The organism is Rhizobium sp. GCM10022189, from assembly GCF_042656325.1.
Taxonomy (GTDB): domain Bacteria; phylum Pseudomonadota; class Alphaproteobacteria; order Rhizobiales; family Rhizobiaceae; genus Rhizobium.
Genome location: NZ_JBHSOR010000049.1, coordinates 92,804 through 109,090 on the forward strand (window position 1 = coordinate 92,804; position 16,287 = coordinate 109,090).

The following is a 16,287-nucleotide window of genomic DNA, read 5'->3' on the forward strand; positions in this document are numbered from 1 at the left end:
ACAGTTTTCAGTGCAGCAGGATCGAGCCCGCTTCCGCCCCCGGCAGCATCGGCCCATGCAAGGGATTGATTTCAATCCGCAAAATTCGAAACCCCGCCTAGTATACCGCAAGTCGCCTAGTTTGGCAGCAGAATAAGCGGCAGAACATGGCCATCGACGGCAGTCATTTCAGGCGCCGCGATTGGAGAGGTTTCACAATGGCAAAGTACAGGCATGGGCTGCCGCAGCTTAGAGGCGGCGCCTTCATTACCGATGGCGGCATGGAGACCACGATGATCTTCCAGGAAGGCATCGAGCTTCCGCATTTCGCCTCCTTCGTATTGCTGGCTTCCGAGGACGGAAGGGAGCGGACCAAGAATTACTATCGCCGCTATCTGGACATCGCCCGGCGGCACGGCACGGGCTTCGTGCTCGACACCGCCACATGGCGCGCCAATCCCGACTGGGGCCGGAAGCTCCACTATACGAACGAGGCGCTGCGGGCGGCAAACGAACAGGCCGTCGAGCTGCTGGTCGGCCTGCGCGGCAGCTATGAGCGGCCGGGGCAGCCGATCGTCATCAGCGGCGCCATCGGCCCGCGCGGCGACGGCTACAAGGCCGGCAACATGGGCGCCGAGGAGGCGGAGGACTACCACGCCTTCCAGATCGAGACCTTCGCCGGCACCGAGGCCGATATGGTGACAGCCTTCACGCTGACCAATATCGACGAGGCAATCGGCATTGCGCGGGCGGCAAGGGCGCATGACATGCCCTGCGCCATCTCCTTTACGCTGGAAACCGACGGCCGGCTCGTGACCGGCCGCAGCATCCAGGAGGCGATCGAGACGACGGATGCGGCCACCGGCGGGGCGCCGGCCTATTACATGATCAACTGCGCACACCCGACGCATTTCGAAGGCGCGCTCGATCACGGCAGCGCCTGGGTGAAGCGCATTTCCGGCATTCGCGCCAATGCCTCGACCATGAGCCACGAACAGCTCGACAATAGCGAGGTGCTGGATGCCGGCGATCCTGCCGATCTCGGCCGGCGCTACCGCGAACTCGTTCGCCGCATGCCGCAGGTGCGCGTGCTCGGCGGCTGCTGCGGCACCGACCACCGCCATGTCGCGGCGATCTGCGAGGCCTGCCTGCCGCAGGCGGCGTGACGGGGCAAACGGGAGGGCATGATCGTGACGATGGTGGGGGCAACGACGCGCCAGCGCAGCTGGCGCGATCTGTGGCTTGCGATAACAGGGCGGCGAACGCAAGCCGAACCGGGTGCGGCCGAGGAGGTGGCGCTGCTTGATCTCGATCTTGCAGCCTTCGAGGGCCTCGACGGCCGCATGGCCTACGGGCTCCGGGCGGACCAACGCGAGGGGCGGCCATTGCGGCGCAGGCGATTGCGGGAGTTCGTCGGTTTCTGACGATGGGAAGGCGCCTCAGCTTCCGGCTGCGGCGCCTTTCTTCTGCCTCGCCCTGTAACCGCTGATCTCCTCGCCGGCGGTCGGCGAGAAGCGCAGGTTCCAGAAGGTGGCGGTGATCGAAATGATCGTGACCACGATGAAGGCGATGGAGAAATCACCGAGCTCGGGTGTTTCGACGCCGTTGAAGGCCATCGAGCCGTGCAGCGCCAGCGCGCCGATGCAGATGCCGAGCGACAGCATGAGCTGCTGGAAGGTGGTGTAGAAACTCGTGGCCGAGCTCATCCGCTCCTGGCCGATCTCGTCATAGGCGATGGTGTTGTAGGCCGTGAACTGGAAGGACATGAAGAAGGCGCTGAGCACCAGCGCGACGAAGATCAGCGGCATCGGCCAGTCCGGCCGGAAGGCGGCGCAGAGGCCGTAGCCGATCGTGCCGAGAATGCCGTTGATGACGAGGCTGCGGCGGAAACCGACGCGGCGGAAGACGGCCTTGGCGAGCGGCTTCATGAAGAGCGCGCCGAGGGCCGTGGAAATGACGATCTGGCCGGCGGCGGCGGCCGAAAGGCCGAAGCCGATCTGGAAGAGCAGCGGCAGCAGGAAGGGCTGCGCGCCCTGGGTGATGCGCGTCAGCGAGCCGGCGACGACCGAAGTGCCGAAGCTCGGCACCTTCATCAGCGAAAAATCCATGATCGGCGACGGATGCTTGCGGGCATGGCGCAGATAGGCGATGCCGAACAGCAGGCCGACGGCGATCAGGAAGATCGAGAAGGAGCCCTGCCCTTCATGGCTCGACAGTTCGAAGCCGAAGAGCAGCGAGCCGAGCGAAATGCCTGAGAGGATGAAGCCAATCGTATCGAAGGGGCCGGCGGCCTTGCCTTTCACCTCGTCGATATAGATCGACACGAAAATCATGCCGATAATGCCGATCGGCACGTTGATGTAGAAGATCCAGCGCCAGTCGAGATAGGTGACGATGAAGCCGCCGAGCGGCGGGCCGACGATCGGCCCGATCAGCGCCGGCACCAGCAGCCAGGACATGGCGCTGACCATATCCTTGCGGTCGACGCTGCGCATCAGCACCAGACGGCCGACCGGCATCATCATGGCGCCGCCGATGCCCTGCAGCAGGCGGGCGAGCACCAGGAAGGGCAAGGTCGGCGCGAAGGCGCAGAGAATGGAGCCGGCCACGAAGACGGCGATCGCCGAGCGGAAGACGGTGCGCGAGCCGAAACTGTCGGCGACCCGGCCGCTGGCCGGAATGAAGATCGCCAGGCTGAGCAGGTAGGAGGTGAGCGCGATCGACATGGCCGGGGCATCGACGCCGAAATCGCGCGCCATCGTCGGCAGCGCTGTCGCCAGCACGGTGGCATCGACGTTTTCCATGAGCATGGCACTCGCGACAATCATCGCGATCACCCGGAAATTGGGTGCTGCGCGCCGGACCATCGGCGCATGATAAATCTGATCCGACATCGTCAGGGATCACTCGCAGTGGCGCGGCAGAGCACACGGGGGCGACGGGGCCGCGGAGATGACATGGCAAAATGCCAAGAGGAGATGATTTGCTATACGCCTGCAATCATGGCAGCGCTATGTCTTTTATGGCAAATCTGCTTTGACGATCGGTAAAGACGGATCACCATTCCTTGCACTCCATTGCCCTTCGTGAAGGGCCCGCCGCGGGCCAGAATCGGCTTGCGTGACCGCACCGGCGGGCCTACCTATGGAAGATGAGCTCCGCCCTGCAGAAAAACCGGCCGGATACGGCCTTTTCCTTCGACAACAGCTATGCGCGCCTGCCGCCGCATTTCTTCGCCAGGCAGGCGCCGACGCAGGTGGCGGAGCCGTGGCTCATCAAGCTCAACGAAACGCTGGCCGAGGAACTGGGTCTCGACGTCGAGATCCTGAAGCGCGAGGGCGCGGCGATCTTTTCCGGCAACCGCGTGCCTGACGGCGCCGAACCGCTGGCGATGGCCTATGCCGGCCACCAGTTCGGGCAATTCGTGCCCCTGCTCGGCGACGGGCGGGCGATCCTGCTCGGCGAGGTGATCGACCGCAGCGGCAAGCGCCGCGACATCCAGCTGAAGGGCGCGGGGCAGACGCCCTTTTCGCGCCGGGGCGACGGGCGGGCGGCGCTTGGGCCGGTGCTGCGCGAATATATCGTCAGCGAGGCGATGTCGGCGCTCGGCATTCCCGCCACGCGGGCGCTTGCCGCGGTGCTGACCGGCGAAGGCGTGCGTCGCGAGGAGATCCTGCCGGGCGCGGTGTTTGCGCGCGTGGCGGCAAGCCATATCCGCGTCGGCACCTTCCAGTACCTGGCCGCGACCGGCGACGAGGACGGCGTCAAGGTGCTCGCCGACCATGTGATCGAGCGGCACTATCCCGCCCTGAAGGCGGCGGAAAACCCCTATCTGGCGCTCTACGAAGCCGTCTGCGACCGGCAGGCGGCGCTGATCGCCCGCTGGCTGCAGGTCGGCTTCATCCATGGCGTGATGAACACGGACAATATGGCGATCTCCGGCGAGACGATCGATTTCGGCCCCTGTGCCTTCATGGACAGCTACGATCCGATGACGGTCTTCTCCTCGATCGACCAGCACGGGCGCTACGCCTATGCCAACCAGCCGGGCATCGGGCAATGGAATCTGGCGCGGCTCGGCGAAGCGCTGCTGCCGCTGATCGATCCCGACCGGGACAAGGCGATCGAGCAGGCCAATGCCGTCATCAAGGCCTATGGCGAGCGTTTCCACGCCTTCTGGCTGCAGGGCATGCGCGGCAAGATCGGCCTGGCCTCGGCCGAAGACGGCGATCTCGAACTCGTTCAGGCGCTGCTGGCGCTGATGCAGGCACAGGGCGCGGACTTTACGCTGGCGTTCCGGCGGCTTTCCGCGCTGGCCGGCGATCCGGAGGCGGAGGCCGCCTTCGTCTCGAGTTTCCGCGAACCGGCCGCTGCGGTCGAATGGCTCGCCCAATGGCGCGAACGGCTGGCCCGCGATGCCCAGGCGCCGGGCGAACGGGCGGCCGCCATGAAGCGGGTCAACCCGGCTTTCATTGCGCGCAACCACCGGGTCGAACAGGCGATCGAGGCTGCCGTCGAGGACGGCGATTTCTCGCTGTTCGAGGCGTTGCTGGCCGTACTTTCGAAACCTTATGAAGAGCAGCCGGCATTTGCCGCCTATATGGACCCGCCGAAACCCGAGGAACGGGTGCTGCAGACCTTCTGCGGAACCTGATTTCAGACAAATCCCATATCAGTTGGAGACAGCGATGACCGACCTTCTCGACATTCCGGTCAAGACCGTTCAGGGGCGCGAGACGACGCTCAGCGAATATCGCGGCCAGGTGCTGCTCATCGTCAACGTCGCTTCCAAATGCGGCCTGACGGTGCAGTACGAGGGGCTTGAAAAGCTCTATGCCGACAAGCGCGAGCGCGGCTTCGTCATCGCCGGCTTCCCGGCCAACGACTTCAAGGGCCAGGAACCGGGCACGGACGCGGAAATCCTCGATTTCTGCACCAGCACCTTCGGCGTCGACTTCCCGATGTTCTCCAAGATTTCCGTCAAGGGACCGGACAAGCACCCGCTCTACAAGACCCTGACGAATTCCGACGTGAAGACAACCGGCGAAGGGCCGATGCGCGAGCGGCTGAAGGGTGCCGGCCTTGCCGGTGACGACAACGAAATCCTCTGGAACTTCGAAAAATTCCTCGTCGGGCGCAACGGCAAGGTCGTCGCCCGCTTCGCTCCCGACGTGACGGCGGACGACAGCCGCCTCGTCTCGGCGATCGACCGGGAGCTGGCAAAAGCGATCTAAAGCCGCAGCCGCCGCGAGCGCCAATTGCGGCGGTTGAAAGGCAGGCCTCCCGCTCTATCTGCCTGATCGGCGTATGTTTTTCGCCATCCTCCGATCCGGCTAACCAGCGGGAGACTGCCTTATGGCAATCGTCATCACCTCCATAGTTTTCGTCATTTTCGGACTGGCGCTCGGCGCCGGCGGGCTCTGGCTCGTCACGCTCGGCGGCAGCGTCTTCTATCTCTTTGCCGGCCTCATGTTCCTGCTGACGGCAGGCCTGCTTCTCCTGCGCAAGGCCGTGGCGCTCTGGGCCTATGCCGTGCTCGTGGTCGTGGCGCTTGCCTGGGCGATCTGGGAGGTCGGGTTCGACTGGTGGCAGCTCGGCCCGCGCGGCGGCCTGATTATTCTCTTCGGGCTCTGGCTGCTGACGCCCTGGATCCGCCGCCCGCTCGGTTTCCGCAGCCCGACCGGCACCTATTACGGCGCCAATCCCTGGCCGCTGGCGGTTCCGGTCGTCGCCGCCATGCTCGTCGCCCTTTATTCGATGACGACAGACCCGCATGACCTTGCCGGCGACCTGCCGACGCAATCGGTTGCGGCCAGCCCGGCCTTCGGCGGCACTGTGGCCGACGGCGAATGGCACCAATATGGCCGCACGCCCTACGGCCAGCGCTATTCGCCGCTCGACCAGATCACCACGCAGAACGTGTCCACGCTGACGGAAGCCTGGCGCTACCAGACGGGCGACGTGAAGAAGCCCGACGATGTCGGCGAGACCACCTACCAGGTGACGCCGCTCAAGGTGGGCAACACGCTCTATCTCTGCACGCCGCACAATTGGGCGATCGCGCTCGACGCCCGGACCGGCCGGGAGAAATGGAAATACGATTCCAATTCCGGCATGAACCCGGACCGGCAGCACCAGACCTGCCGCGGTGTCACCTACTATAACGACGAGGCCGCACCGGCCGGCGAACCCTGCAAGGAGCGTGTCTACCTGCCGACCTCGGATGCGCGGCTGATTGCGCTCGATGCGGCCAACGGGCAGGTCTGCACCGGCTTTGCCGATCAGGGCGTCCTGCATCTGCAGACCGGCATGGAGTACAATCCGGCCGGCTACTATTACTCCACCTCGCCACCGGTCGCCGTGGCGGGCAAGATCATCATCGGCGGGGCGGTCAACGACAACTATTCGACGCAGGAACAGTCCGGTGTCATCCGCGCCTACGATATCGACAGCGGCGCGCTGATCTGGAACTGGGATTCGGGCAATCCGGACCAGACGGCGCCGCTGCCGGAGGGGCAGCACTACACGACGAACTCGCCGAACAGCTGGTCGGTCTTCAGCGTCGATGAGCAACTCGGCATGGTCTATATCCCGCTCGGCAACCAGGTGCCGGACCAGCTTGGCATGAACCGCAGCGCCGATGTCGAGAAATTCTCCTCCTCGGTGGTGGCGCTCGACATCGATACGGGGCAGCTGCGCTGGGTGCAGCAATTCGTCCACCACGATCTCTGGGACATGGACGTGCCGGCCCAGCCGGTGCTGCTCGACCTGACGAAGCCGGACGGAACGGCGGTGCCGGCGCTGGTGGCCTCCACCAAGCAGGGCGATATCTACGTGCTCGACCGGCGCACGGGCCAGCCGATCATCCCCTTCAAGGAAATCCCGGCACCGGGCGGGGCGATCCCGGAAGACCGCACGGCGCCGACGCAGCCGATCTCCGACCTCACCTTCTCGCCGGAGCCGCTGCAGGAAAAGGATATGTGGGGCGTCTCGCTGTTCGACCAGCTCGCCTGCCGCATCGAATTCCACCGCTACAGGTACGAGGGCCGCTACACGCCGCCCTCGCTGCAGGGAACGATCGTCTATCCCGGCAATTTCGGCACGTTCAACTGGGGCTCGGTCGCCGTCGATCCCGAGCGGCAGGTGATGTTCGGCATGCCGACCTATCTCGCCTTCATCTCGCGCCTCGTGCCATCAGCCGATATCCCGCCGCGCGGGCAGGACGAGAAGGGCAGCGAACAGGGCCTCAACCGCAATGACGGCGCGCCCTACGGCGTGTTCATGGGGCCGTTCCTCGGGCCGCTGCAGATCCCCTGCCAGGCGCCGCCATGGGGCTATGTCGCGGGCGTGGACCTGCGCGCGGGGCGCATCGCCTACATGCACAAGAACGGCACGGTACACGACATGACGCCGCTGCCCCTGCCCTTCAAGGTGGGCGTGCCGGGCATCGGCGGGCCGATGCTGACCAGGGGCGGCGTCGCCTTCCTCGGCGCGGCCGTCGACAACTATCTGCGCGCCTATGACGTGACGAACGGCCGCCAGCTCTGGCAGGCGCGGCTTCCGGCCGGCGGCCAGGCGACGCCGATGACCTATACGGCCGACGACAACAAGCAATATGTCGTCATGGTTGCCGGCGGGCACGGTTCGGTCGGCACCAAGCCCGGCGACTATGTGATCGCCTACACGCTGCCGTAGCGAGCGGCAGCCGGACACAAGTTCCGGGCAGGATTGCCCGATCATGCTGCTGCCGTTTTTCAGGGGGATTTTTCATGGAAATCGGTAGCAGCCTTTCAATTTATTCCGGCCTCGGCATGCTCTTCGAGCAGGGCAAATCCAAGGCCGCACTGACCGACGAATTCGGCGGCAGCACGCGCAACCAGTCCGGCGCCGGCCTGCAGCCGAGCACGACCCCGCCGTCCATCGCCAATACGATGTGGGCGGTTCAGGGCGGCAACGAGACCTATATCAACCCGCCGTCGGATGCCGAGCGGGAAGCCAAGGCCGCGCATGAGAGCCTGGTCGACCAGTTCTCCGAATGGAGCAACATGGACCCGGCGGAATTCATCCGCGCCCGCTACCTGGAGGCCCATGGCCTGACCGAAGACGACCTGAAGGCCATGCCGGCCGATCAGCGCGAGGCCATCGAGAAAGAAATCGCCGAGCAGATCAAGCGCGAACTTGCCGGCATCGAAGATGGCGCAGACGCCAGCGAGGAACCCGCCGCCGCCCAGGCACCGGCCGCGCAGCCGGCCGACGAAAATTCGGCCGCCTGATCCCGCCCCCGATCGAAAAGCCGCGGGCAGCGACGCCGCCCGAGGCTTTTGCGCGACTTGTAACCCGCGGGAGAGATTGCCGAACGCCCGGCGGCCTACACCATCTCGGCAATCATCCTGCCGATTTCCGCAAAGACCGGGTTGAATTCGTCCATCTTCACGGTCGTTTCGGCCATGTAGACGGCGGCGACGATCGGGCCGCGGCCTGGCGGCCAGATGATGGCGATATCGCCGGCCGCGCCGTTGTCGCCCGTGCCGGTCTTGTCGCCGATCCGCCAGTCGCGGGGCAGGCCCGCGCGCAGGCGCGCCGCGCCCGTCGTGTTCGCCACCATCCAGTCCACCAGCCGATTGGCCGAATCTTCCGCCAGAACCGAGCCGAGAGCGATATTGCCGAGAGAATCCAGCATGGCGTCCGGCGTCGTCGTGTCGCGCGGATCGCCCTTTGCGGCTTCGTTGAGCGCGGTTTCCATGCGGTCGAGCCGCGTCGTGCCGTCGCCGATGGAGCGCAGCCAGTCGGTGAGGGCCGCCGGGCCGCCGAAACTTTCCAGCATCAGGTTGCCGGCCGTATTGTCGCTCAGCGTGATGCCGGCCTTGCAGATCTCGGCCAGCGTCATGCCCTCGCCGCCTGCATGTTTTTCGGTCTCCGGCGAATAGGTGACGAGCTTTTCCCTGCCGTAGGTGATGCGCCGGTCGAGCGTTTCGTCACCCCTGTCGACGCGGGCGAGAACGAGGCCGGCGGCCAGGACCTTGAAGGTGCTGCACATGGCGAAAGGCTCGCTGCCGCGATAGCCGAAGGAGACGTTCGTGTCGCTGTCGAGAACGGAGACGCCGAGACGCCCGCCGATGCGCGCCTCGAGCGCGGCCAGCCGCTTGTCGATATCCTCGTCCTGCTGCCCCGCACGCGCGCGCCGCGCAAGGCCCAGCGCGGGCAAGAGCAGCGCGGAGCCCATGAAGCTGCGGCGGGTAAGGCTGTGGTTCATGGCGACCTCCGGGGAATCAGGATCACAGGCCTAAGGGCCGATTGCGGCGGCATCTCGGCTTTCGGCCGGGATCAGGCGGCGCGCGTGACTTCCACCGTGACATGCGACAACTCGTCCAGGCGCGCGAGCCGCTGCTTGTAGAAGGCGGTGTCGCGCGGCTGCGGCGTCAGCACCGCCACGATCGCCGCATGATGGCCGGGGCCGACCTGCCAGACATGCAGGTCGGTGATGCGGTCGCCGTCGCCTTCGATCACGTCACGGATCTCGTCCGGCAGCGTCTCCCCTTCCGAGAGCACGTCGAGCAGGACGGCGCCCGAGGATTTCAGCAGTCCCCAGGACCATTGGGCGATGATGACGGCGCCGACGATGCCCATGAGCGGATCGAGCCAGAGCCAGCCGTACAGGCTGCCGAGGGTGAGCGCGACAATGGCAAGCACCGAGGTCAGCGCGTCGGCGATGACATGCATGTAGGCGGCGCGGATATTGTTGTCGGCGTGATCGTGATGGCCGTGATGGTGATGGTGATGGTCATGGTGATGATCGTGATGATGCGCGTGGCCGTGATGGTGATGGCCGCCGCCGCTCAACAGCCAGGCGCTGGCGAGATTGACGGCAAGGCCGATGACGGCGACCGCAATCGCCTGGCCGAAGCCGATCGGCACCGGCGACGCGAGGCGCAGGAAACTCTCCCACCCCATCAGCAGCGCGATCATCGCCAGGACGATGGCGCTGGCGAATCCGGCGAGATCGCCGAGCTTGCCGGTGCCGAAGGTGAAGCGCGGGTTGCGGGCCTGCTTGCGGGCGAAGAGATAGGCGAGCGCGGAAATCAGGAGCGCGCTGGCATGGGTGGACATGTGCCAGCCGTCGGCCACCAGGGCCATCGAGCCGTAGACGGTGCCGGCACCGATTTCGACCACCATCATGAGCGCCGTCAGCGCGATGACAAGCCAGATGCGGCGCTCGTTGCGGGCATGGTCCTGCCCCAGAAAGACATGCTCGTGCCCGTGGGCATCCGTTCCCGATCTCATCGCCATCTCCTTGTCGACCCGGCTCAGCGGATATAGGTTCGCAGGACTTCCGATATTTCGCCGACCGCCTCTGCCCTCGCCTTCTCGTCGGCGGCGTGGAGCACGTGCTCGTGCAGATGATCGTCCAGCACCTCGCCCGTCAGCCCGGTCAGCGCGCCGCGCACGGAGGCGAGAAGCTGGAGGATCTCGCCGCAGGGGCGCTCGCCCTCCAGCGCGCGCTCGACGGCCTCAAGCTGGCCGCGGATGCGGCTGACGCGGGCGATCAGCTTCTTCTTCTGGTGGATCGTATGGGACATGGCAGTCTCTGCTATAGGATAGGGGGGTATCCTATACGACCTTGCCCGGCAGGGGAAGCGGCAATCTGCGGCGCCTCGAACCGTTCGGCGCGGCGGTGCAATCCCCCGAACAGACCGGCGCGAGACATAGCCATTGACAAATACCCGGATTGGGGAGATTGATGGGCGCATGATCAAGAACGCGCACCATATCAGCTCGTATTTTTGGCTGTACCTGTAAAGGGCGGCCAAGACAGATCATCATGTCAACAAGCCGCCGTCAGGCGGCTTTGTTGTATCGGCAGCGTCCTGGCGGCATAAACTTCGAAAAGGACGCGAAGACCATGCTTGAAATCGAAGATAGCGAAATTTCGCTCATGCGCCCGCCGGTCGTGACCGTGCGCGCCGCAAAACCCCGCGACATAAGCGAACTCAACGAGATGATCGGCCTGCTGGCGGCCCATCACGGCGACATTTCGGCCACCACGCCGGAACAGCTCGAACGCGATCTCTTCGGCCCGACGCCGTGGATTTCCGCCATCGTCGCCGAAGGCAGCGAGGGCCTGATCGGCTACGCCATTCTCGTGCCGCTCTACAGGGCGCAGGAAGGCAAGCGCGGCATGGACCTGCACCACCTTTTCGTGCGCGACGGCCATCGCGGCCACGGCACCGGCCAGCTTCTCGTCGACCGCGCCCGCGAAACGGCGCGCATTGCCGGCTGCGACTACCTCTCCGTCAGTGCCGCGACCGGCAATCTGAAGGCGCACCGTTTCTACGAACAGATGGACTTCACCCCTCGCCCCGTCACCGGCATGCGCTATATGCAGGCTCTTTCGTGAGCGGCTGCGGCCGCCCGGCCGTCTTGCAAGGGAGGAGAGCATGACCCGACTGGCGGTGGTTCTGACCGAAGGTTTCGCGGACTGGGAAGTGGGGCAGCTTGCTGCCTCCGCCCGCACCCATTTCGGCTTCGACGTGGTGACGGCAAGCCCCGGCGGCGAGGAGGTGCGCTCCATGGGCGGGCTGCGGGTATCGGCCGACACGGTCGCCGAAAACCTGCATGGCGACGCCTTCGACGCGCTCGTCATCTGCGGCGGCACGATCTGGGATACGGAAAAGGCGCCCGACCTTTCGCTCGTCATCAACGACTTCATCGCGCGCGGCAAGGTGACGGCCGCCATCTGCGGCGGCACGCTGGCGCTGGCGCGCGCCGGGGCGCTGAACGATATCGCCCATACCAGCAACGCGCCCGATTTCATCGCCGGCGCCGAGGGTTATCGCGGCCAGGCGCATTATCGCGACGGCCCGCAGGCCGTGCGATCCGGCAGGATCGTGACCGCGCCCGGCTCGGCCCCGATCACCTTTACGGCGGAAATCTACCGCGCGCTCGGCTTCGGCAGCGAAGAACTCGACACCTATGTGCAGATCCTCGGCGCGGAACATCAGCCGAAGGCGGCGTGAGCCCCGCAAAACCGGCCGGTCATTCGGACCTTCGAGCCGCTTTCGGCAGCTTGTCGCCGGGCGCCGCCTCATGCGCCGGGCGCGTCGCCCATTGATGCAGCGCCCGCTTCACGAAGAGGAAGGCGGCGGCCCGCGCCTGCGCCAGATCGGCGGGATCATCGAGACGGCCGGCGATTTTGACTTCCATCGCGGCGAGCGTATCGCTGAACCAGCGCGCAAGCACGGCGTTGCGTCCGGCAAGGCGCGCGCGCATGCGGGCAATCGCCGCGTCGGTTTCCTCAAGGGTCGGATGTTTCATGGGCGCAATTTGGCCTGCCGCGCTTGAGCGAGGCAGACTTACCTGCTCGGCACCGCCTTCAGATAGGCGGAGATCGCCTCGATATCGGGCTGCGGCAGATGAGCGATGTTCTGCTGCACGTCAACCATCTGGCCGCCAGCGGAATCGAAGTCGGGGGTGAAGCCGGTCTGCAGGTAGTTGGTGATATCGGCCTCGCTCCAGGAGCCGATGCTCTGCGAGCCGGGCGTGATGTCGGGGATACGGCCCTGGCCTTCCGGGTTCGGGGCGCCGGCGAGCCACCGGTCGCCGACGAAGCCGCCGAGCTCATCGCGCGGGGTGTGGCATTCGCCGCAATGGCCAAGGCCTTCGGCCAGATACTGGCCGCGCTTCACCTTGTCGTCGGCATTGGCGAGCACGACGCGCGGCTGGTCGTTGAAATAGAGCAGTTTCCAGCCGCCGAGCGCCAGGCGGATGTTGAAGGGGAACGGCAGTTCGTGCGGCGGGGCGACGTTGCTGCTCTTCGGCAGCGTCTTCAGATAGGCGAAGAGATCGTTGACGTCCTTGTCGCTCATGCGCGCATAGGAGCCGTAGGGGAAGGACGGGTAGAGATGCTCGCCGTCCGGTCCGACGCCGCGCTTCATCGCGTTGCCGAACTCAGCCAGCGTCCAGCGGCCGATTCCGGCCTGCTCGTCGGGAGAGATGTTGGGCACATGGAAGGTGCCGAAGGGGCTTTTCAACGCAAGGCCGCCGGCAAGCGTCAGCTTGGCATCGCCCTGCGCCCCAGGGGCGGCGTGACAGCTGACGCAGCCGCCGGCCCAGAAGACCTTTTCGCCGCTCGCGACGTCAGGCGCGCCGAGATTGGCCCAGTGGCTTTCCGGAAACGGATCGGGCGCGGTGACGAAATAGAAAACTGCGCCGCCGATCAAGACGACGCCGATGAGACAGAGCACAAAGCGGGTGAACCTGCGGACCATGCGCCGCCTCTCCTTGCTATCGATGTTCAGGGCTTTTCCCCGGTTCGCCGTCCCGGCCCCGCAGCCGGGGAGAATAAGGCGATCCGCACCGGCGGCAAGGGCCGGTGCGGATCGTGGAAGCCTGCGGGAAACGCTCTATCGCTTATTCCTTGACGCGATAGAGCTGATGACAGCCGCCGCAATTGCCGCCGACCGTGTTCAGCGCAGCGCCGACTCCGGCCGCATCGGCCGGAAGCTGGGCGAGAACGGTTTCGGCGTCGGCGGACAGCTTGGCGGCACGCGCCTTGAAGTCGGCCATGTTTTCCCAGATCTTCGGGCTGGCGGCCTTGTCGCCCGTCTCGGTGCCCGGCTTGAACTGGTCCGGGAAGACCTTTGCCGTTTCGGCGATCGTCGTCAGCGCCACCTTCACCGCTTCGGCATCATAGGGCTTTGTGCCCTTGGCGATGGCGCCGAGAGAACCTGCTGCGCCGCCGATCTTCTTCATCAGCGCCTCGCGCGCCTCATGCGTGCCGTCGGCAGCCATGGCCGAACCGATGGCAATGCCGGCGAAGGCCACAGCCGCCGCTACTGTTTTCCAATTCATTCTTCTCTCTCCATTGTTCCGCCGGCAAAGCCGGCCGGGGCAATCTGCACCGCGATCATGACAAAATCCATGTGGCCGCATAGTCACTTTTGGCCGGATCCTCATAAAAACAATGTGATAGGAACGGGCATGTTCAGGCCGTCTTCCAGCCTTGCCAGAGGCTGATCGCGGAGATGACGACCAGCAGAAGGCCCGCCAGACGGCCGATCACGGCGGTCGCGTTCGGATTGGAGACCAGCAGGTCGCGGCTGCGGCCGGCCGTCATGGCGAGCGTGCCGTAGATGGCGAACTGGGTCAGCACGGTCATGATGCCCATGACCAGACCCTGCAGCCAGATCGGCCCATATTCCGGCTTTATGAACTGCGGATAGACGGCGAGCACGAAAATATAGGCCTTGGGATTGACGAGGCAGGTGACGGCTCCCTGCCGGAAGGCCTTCCAGGCGGAGCGCGCCGTGCCGGGGCCGACCGCCTCGACGGTGATCGAACTCTTCATCAGCGAGATCCCGATCCAGATCAAATAGGCGACGCCGGCAAAGAGCAGCAGGTTGAAGACGCCGGGCAGCATGGCGACGAGAATGCCCACCCCCGCCGCGCCATAGGCCGAATGCACGGCGCCGCCCAGCATGATGCCGCTGGTGGCGGCAAGGCCGCGCTTCGTGCCGCCGGTCAGCGCATTGGCGAGCACGAAGAGCATGTCCATGCCCGGCACGATGATGATGCCGAAGAGAAGGGTGAAGTAGAGCCAGAGGCTTTCGTGGTAATCCATGTCAGTTGTCCGTCCTGCTTTCGAGCGCACTTTTGACGAAGCGCATTGAATTTCAATTCGATAGACGGCTCTATACGGCAGGCCAACTGACAGTGTATTGTCAGGAGCGTTGGCGAAAGGGCGGCAGATGCGCAAGGCCTCCAGGCTTTTCGAGATCATCCAGATATTGCGGCTGGCGAAGAAGCCCATGACGGCGGCCGTCATGGCCGAGCGGCTGGAAGTGACGGTGCGCTCGATCTACCGCGACATCGCCGCGCTGCAGGCGATGCGGGTGCCGATCGAAGGCGGGCGCGGCATCGGCTATATCATGCGGCCGGGTTTCGACCTGCCGCCCTTGATGTTTTCGATCGAGGAGACGGAGGCGATCGTGCTGTCGCTGGCGCTATTGGAGCGCACCGGCGACGAGGAGCTGAAGCTTGCGGCGCGGCGCGTCAACCAGAAGCTTGCCGGCGCCGTTCCGCTGCCGCTGCGCCAGGCGATGGAAAACAAGGCGCTCTATGCCTGGGGCACGGTCGCACGCGCGCCGACCGGGCTGGACCTTGCCATCGTGCGCCGCGCGATCCGCGACGAACGCAAGCTCGACCTCCGCTATCGCGACGAAATGGGCCGCGCGAGCGAGCGGACGATCCGCCCGATCGCGCTGATCTACTATTCCCAGACCGCCAATATCGTCGCCTGGTGCGAACTCAGGCAGGCGATCCGCAATTTCCGCAGCGACCGGGTGGAGGCCTGCACGGAGGCCGACGCCTTCTTCCGGGGCGAAGGCGACGGGTTGCGCATACTGTGGACGCAGAGCTGGACGGAAAAGCCGACGGCGGCGAATGCCTGACGTTCCGCGCCGCCCCGTCCTCAGAGGCAGGCAATTCAGAGGGCCATGCCGCCGGAGACCTCGATGCGCTGGGCGTTGACCCAGCGGTTGGCCTCGGTCAGCAGCGAGGCGATCATCGGGCCGATATCGTCGGGCACGCCGGCGCGGCCGAGGGCCGTCATGGCGGCAACGCGGCGGTTGATTTCCGGATTGTCGCGGACCATGCCGCCGCTGAAATCGGTCTCGATGGCGCCGGGCGCAACCGTGTTGACGGCGATGCCGCGGGCGCCGAGCTCGTTGGCCATGTAACGCGTCAGCACTTCGACGGCACCCTTCAGCGAACCGTAGGCCGAGGAACCGGGAACGGCGACGCGGGCAAGGCCGCTGGACAGGTTGACGATGCGGCCGCCGTCGGCAATGACGGGCAGCAGCTTCTGCGTCAGGAAGAAGACGCCCTTGAAATGGATGTTGTAGAGCTTGTCCATTTCCTCCTCGGTCGTTTCAAGGATCGAGGCGTGGTAGCTGGTGCCGGCATTGTTGACGAGGAAGTCGAAACGCTCGCGGCCCCAGCCCTTCAGCACCGAGCGGACATTTTCCACGAAGGCGTCGAAGGCTCTGACATTGCCGGTATCGAGCTGCAGGGCGGCGGCCTTGCGGCCGAGCGCTTCGACTTCGGCGACGGCCCTGTCGGCCTCGGCGCGGTTGGAATGATAGGTGAAGATCACATCGACACCGCCGCGCGCCAGGCTGACGACGGTATTGCGGCCGAGGCCGCGGCTGCCGCCGGTGACGATTGCGGTTTTCGGATTTGCAGTCTGATTGCTCATCTCGGTTACTCCTTGTCCGGATGGCCGGAATCTAGGTCCCGACACCCCTGGGCTGA

The 16,287-nt window shown here is 65.4% G+C and carries 18 protein-coding genes; 9 read left to right on the plus strand and 9 right to left on the minus strand.

Annotated elements, in window-relative coordinates; all coding sequences use genetic code 11:
* The first annotated feature begins 197 nt into the window (after positions 1-197).
* Both ACFPWW_RS21515 and ACFPWW_RS21520 read left to right on the plus strand, forming a co-directional pair.
* Entirely contained in the window at positions 198-1,145 is a 948-nt protein-coding gene (locus ACFPWW_RS21515) for a homocysteine S-methyltransferase family protein (RefSeq protein WP_112756585.1), read from the plus strand.
* 18 nt (positions 1,146-1,163) lie between these two features.
* Positions 1,164-1,403: a hypothetical protein gene (locus tag ACFPWW_RS21520; protein ID WP_377313170.1), complete on the plus strand. Its 240-nt coding sequence runs from the start codon at positions 1,164-1,166 to the stop codon at positions 1,401-1,403.
* A gap of 15 nt (positions 1,404-1,418) precedes the next feature.
* Here ACFPWW_RS21520 and ACFPWW_RS21525 read toward each other — a convergent pair whose 3' ends face one another.
* Positions 1,419-2,873 (minus strand): MDR family MFS transporter, encoded by a 1,455-nt coding sequence (locus ACFPWW_RS21525; RefSeq protein WP_112756587.1) that lies wholly within the window; start codon positions 2,871-2,873, stop codon positions 1,419-1,421.
* Positions 2,874-3,130: 257 nt separating this feature from the next.
* On the opposite strand from ACFPWW_RS21525, the gene ACFPWW_RS21530 reads away from it, so the two are divergent.
* The 4 genes from ACFPWW_RS21530 to ACFPWW_RS21545 all read left to right on the plus strand — a co-directional run bounded on the left by ACFPWW_RS21530 (position 3,131) and on the right by ACFPWW_RS21545 (position 8,252).
* Positions 3,131-4,633, plus strand: coding sequence for a protein adenylyltransferase SelO (locus tag ACFPWW_RS21530; protein ID WP_377313171.1), 1,503 nt, complete (start codon positions 3,131-3,133; stop codon positions 4,631-4,633).
* A 34-nt stretch (positions 4,634-4,667) separates the two neighbouring features.
* Positions 4,668-5,213 carry a glutathione peroxidase gene (locus tag ACFPWW_RS21535; RefSeq protein ID WP_377313172.1) on the plus strand — a complete coding sequence of 182 codons (546 nt, stop codon included), beginning with the start codon at positions 4,668-4,670 and terminating at the stop codon, positions 5,211-5,213.
* Between the two features lie 121 nt (positions 5,214-5,334).
* Positions 5,335-7,674, plus strand: coding sequence for a glucose/quinate/shikimate family membrane-bound PQQ-dependent dehydrogenase (locus ACFPWW_RS21540; RefSeq protein ID WP_377313173.1), 2,340 nt, complete (start codon positions 5,335-5,337; stop codon positions 7,672-7,674).
* Positions 7,675-7,748: 74 nt separating this feature from the next.
* The gene (locus tag ACFPWW_RS21545; protein WP_377313174.1) at positions 7,749-8,252 is read left to right on the plus strand and encodes a hypothetical protein; all 504 of its coding nucleotides are present in this window, start codon (positions 7,749-7,751) and stop codon (positions 8,250-8,252) included.
* A 95-nt stretch (positions 8,253-8,347) separates the two neighbouring features.
* Here ACFPWW_RS21545 and bla read toward each other — a convergent pair whose 3' ends face one another.
* The 3 genes from bla to dmeR form a co-directional block, all read right to left on the minus strand.
* Complete coding sequence (gene bla, locus ACFPWW_RS21550) at positions 8,348-9,232, minus strand: class A beta-lactamase (protein WP_112705462.1); 885 nt, start codon at positions 9,230-9,232, stop codon at positions 8,348-8,350.
* 71 nt (positions 9,233-9,303) lie between these two features.
* On the minus strand, positions 9,304-10,260 hold the full coding sequence (dmeF, locus tag ACFPWW_RS21555; protein WP_377313175.1) for a CDF family Co(II)/Ni(II) efflux transporter DmeF: 957 nt from the start codon (positions 10,258-10,260) through the stop codon (positions 9,304-9,306).
* A gap of 23 nt (positions 10,261-10,283) precedes the next feature.
* Entirely contained in the window at positions 10,284-10,556 is a 273-nt protein-coding gene (gene dmeR / locus ACFPWW_RS21560; RefSeq protein ID WP_112568571.1) for a Ni(II)/Co(II)-sensing transcriptional repressor DmeR, read from the minus strand.
* Between the two features lie 323 nt (positions 10,557-10,879).
* Here dmeR and ACFPWW_RS21565 point away from each other — a divergent pair, with 323 nt between their 5' ends.
* Both ACFPWW_RS21565 and ACFPWW_RS21570 read left to right on the plus strand, forming a co-directional pair.
* Positions 10,880-11,374 carry a GNAT family N-acetyltransferase gene (locus ACFPWW_RS21565; protein WP_112568768.1) on the plus strand — a complete coding sequence of 165 codons (495 nt, stop codon included), beginning with the start codon at positions 10,880-10,882 and terminating at the stop codon, positions 11,372-11,374.
* 40 nt (positions 11,375-11,414) lie between these two features.
* Positions 11,415-11,993, plus strand: a complete 579-nt coding sequence (locus ACFPWW_RS21570; RefSeq protein ID WP_377313176.1) for a type 1 glutamine amidotransferase family protein — start codon at positions 11,415-11,417, stop codon at positions 11,991-11,993.
* Between the two features lie 19 nt (positions 11,994-12,012).
* Here ACFPWW_RS21570 and ACFPWW_RS21575 read toward each other — a convergent pair whose 3' ends face one another.
* The 4 genes from ACFPWW_RS21575 to ACFPWW_RS21590 all read right to left on the minus strand — a co-directional run bounded on the left by ACFPWW_RS21575 (position 12,013) and on the right by ACFPWW_RS21590 (position 14,596).
* On the minus strand, positions 12,013-12,291 hold the full coding sequence (locus tag ACFPWW_RS21575) for a hypothetical protein (RefSeq protein ID WP_377313177.1): 279 nt from the start codon (positions 12,289-12,291) through the stop codon (positions 12,013-12,015).
* A gap of 38 nt (positions 12,292-12,329) precedes the next feature.
* A complete protein-coding gene (locus ACFPWW_RS21580) occupies positions 12,330-13,244 on the minus strand; it encodes a cytochrome c (RefSeq protein WP_377313178.1) in 915 nt (304 codons plus the stop codon).
* 142 nt (positions 13,245-13,386) lie between these two features.
* Complete coding sequence (locus ACFPWW_RS21585) at positions 13,387-13,827, minus strand: c-type cytochrome (RefSeq protein ID WP_377313179.1); 441 nt, start codon at positions 13,825-13,827, stop codon at positions 13,387-13,389.
* A 133-nt stretch (positions 13,828-13,960) separates the two neighbouring features.
* Complete coding sequence (locus ACFPWW_RS21590) at positions 13,961-14,596, minus strand: LysE family translocator (RefSeq protein WP_377313180.1); 636 nt, start codon at positions 14,594-14,596, stop codon at positions 13,961-13,963.
* A gap of 127 nt (positions 14,597-14,723) precedes the next feature.
* Between ACFPWW_RS21590 and ACFPWW_RS21595 the strand changes: the two genes are divergently transcribed.
* Complete coding sequence (locus ACFPWW_RS21595; RefSeq protein ID WP_377313181.1) at positions 14,724-15,425, plus strand: helix-turn-helix transcriptional regulator; 702 nt, start codon at positions 14,724-14,726, stop codon at positions 15,423-15,425.
* Between the two features lie 35 nt (positions 15,426-15,460).
* Here the strand turns inward: ACFPWW_RS21595 and ACFPWW_RS21600 are convergent, their stop codons facing one another.
* Entirely contained in the window at positions 15,461-16,231 is a 771-nt protein-coding gene (locus ACFPWW_RS21600; protein WP_112568557.1) for an SDR family NAD(P)-dependent oxidoreductase, read from the minus strand.
* Positions 16,232-16,287 lie beyond the last annotated feature (56 nt).

Coding starts and splice junctions, on each gene's coding strand:
- ACFPWW_RS21515 (WP_112756585.1), top strand. CDS start 198: ATGGCAAAGTACAGGCATGGGCTGCCGCAGCTTAGAGGCGGCGCCTTC.
- ACFPWW_RS21520 (WP_377313170.1), top strand. CDS start 1,164: ATGATCGTGACGATGGTGGGGGCAACGACGCGCCAGCGCAGCTGGCGC.
- ACFPWW_RS21525 (WP_112756587.1), bottom strand. CDS start 2,873: ATGTCGGATCAGATTTATCATGCGCCGATGGTCCGGCGCGCAGCACCC.
- ACFPWW_RS21530 (WP_377313171.1), top strand. CDS start 3,131: ATGAGCTCCGCCCTGCAGAAAAACCGGCCGGATACGGCCTTTTCCTTC.
- ACFPWW_RS21535 (WP_377313172.1), top strand. CDS start 4,668: ATGACCGACCTTCTCGACATTCCGGTCAAGACCGTTCAGGGGCGCGAG.
- ACFPWW_RS21540 (WP_377313173.1), top strand. CDS start 5,335: ATGGCAATCGTCATCACCTCCATAGTTTTCGTCATTTTCGGACTGGCG.
- ACFPWW_RS21545 (WP_377313174.1), top strand. CDS start 7,749: ATGGAAATCGGTAGCAGCCTTTCAATTTATTCCGGCCTCGGCATGCTC.
- bla (WP_112705462.1), bottom strand. CDS start 9,232: ATGAACCACAGCCTTACCCGCCGCAGCTTCATGGGCTCCGCGCTGCTC.
- dmeF (WP_377313175.1), bottom strand. CDS start 10,260: ATGAGATCGGGAACGGATGCCCACGGGCACGAGCATGTCTTTCTGGGG.
- dmeR (WP_112568571.1), bottom strand. CDS start 10,556: ATGTCCCATACGATCCACCAGAAGAAGAAGCTGATCGCCCGCGTCAGC.
- ACFPWW_RS21565 (WP_112568768.1), top strand. CDS start 10,880: ATGCTTGAAATCGAAGATAGCGAAATTTCGCTCATGCGCCCGCCGGTC.
- ACFPWW_RS21570 (WP_377313176.1), top strand. CDS start 11,415: ATGACCCGACTGGCGGTGGTTCTGACCGAAGGTTTCGCGGACTGGGAA.
- ACFPWW_RS21575 (WP_377313177.1), bottom strand. CDS start 12,291: ATGAAACATCCGACCCTTGAGGAAACCGACGCGGCGATTGCCCGCATG.
- ACFPWW_RS21580 (WP_377313178.1), bottom strand. CDS start 13,244: ATGGTCCGCAGGTTCACCCGCTTTGTGCTCTGTCTCATCGGCGTCGTC.
- ACFPWW_RS21585 (WP_377313179.1), bottom strand. CDS start 13,827: ATGAATTGGAAAACAGTAGCGGCGGCTGTGGCCTTCGCCGGCATTGCC.
- ACFPWW_RS21590 (WP_377313180.1), bottom strand. CDS start 14,596: ATGGATTACCACGAAAGCCTCTGGCTCTACTTCACCCTTCTCTTCGGC.
- ACFPWW_RS21595 (WP_377313181.1), top strand. CDS start 14,724: ATGCGCAAGGCCTCCAGGCTTTTCGAGATCATCCAGATATTGCGGCTG.
- ACFPWW_RS21600 (WP_112568557.1), bottom strand. CDS start 16,231: ATGAGCAATCAGACTGCAAATCCGAAAACCGCAATCGTCACCGGCGGC.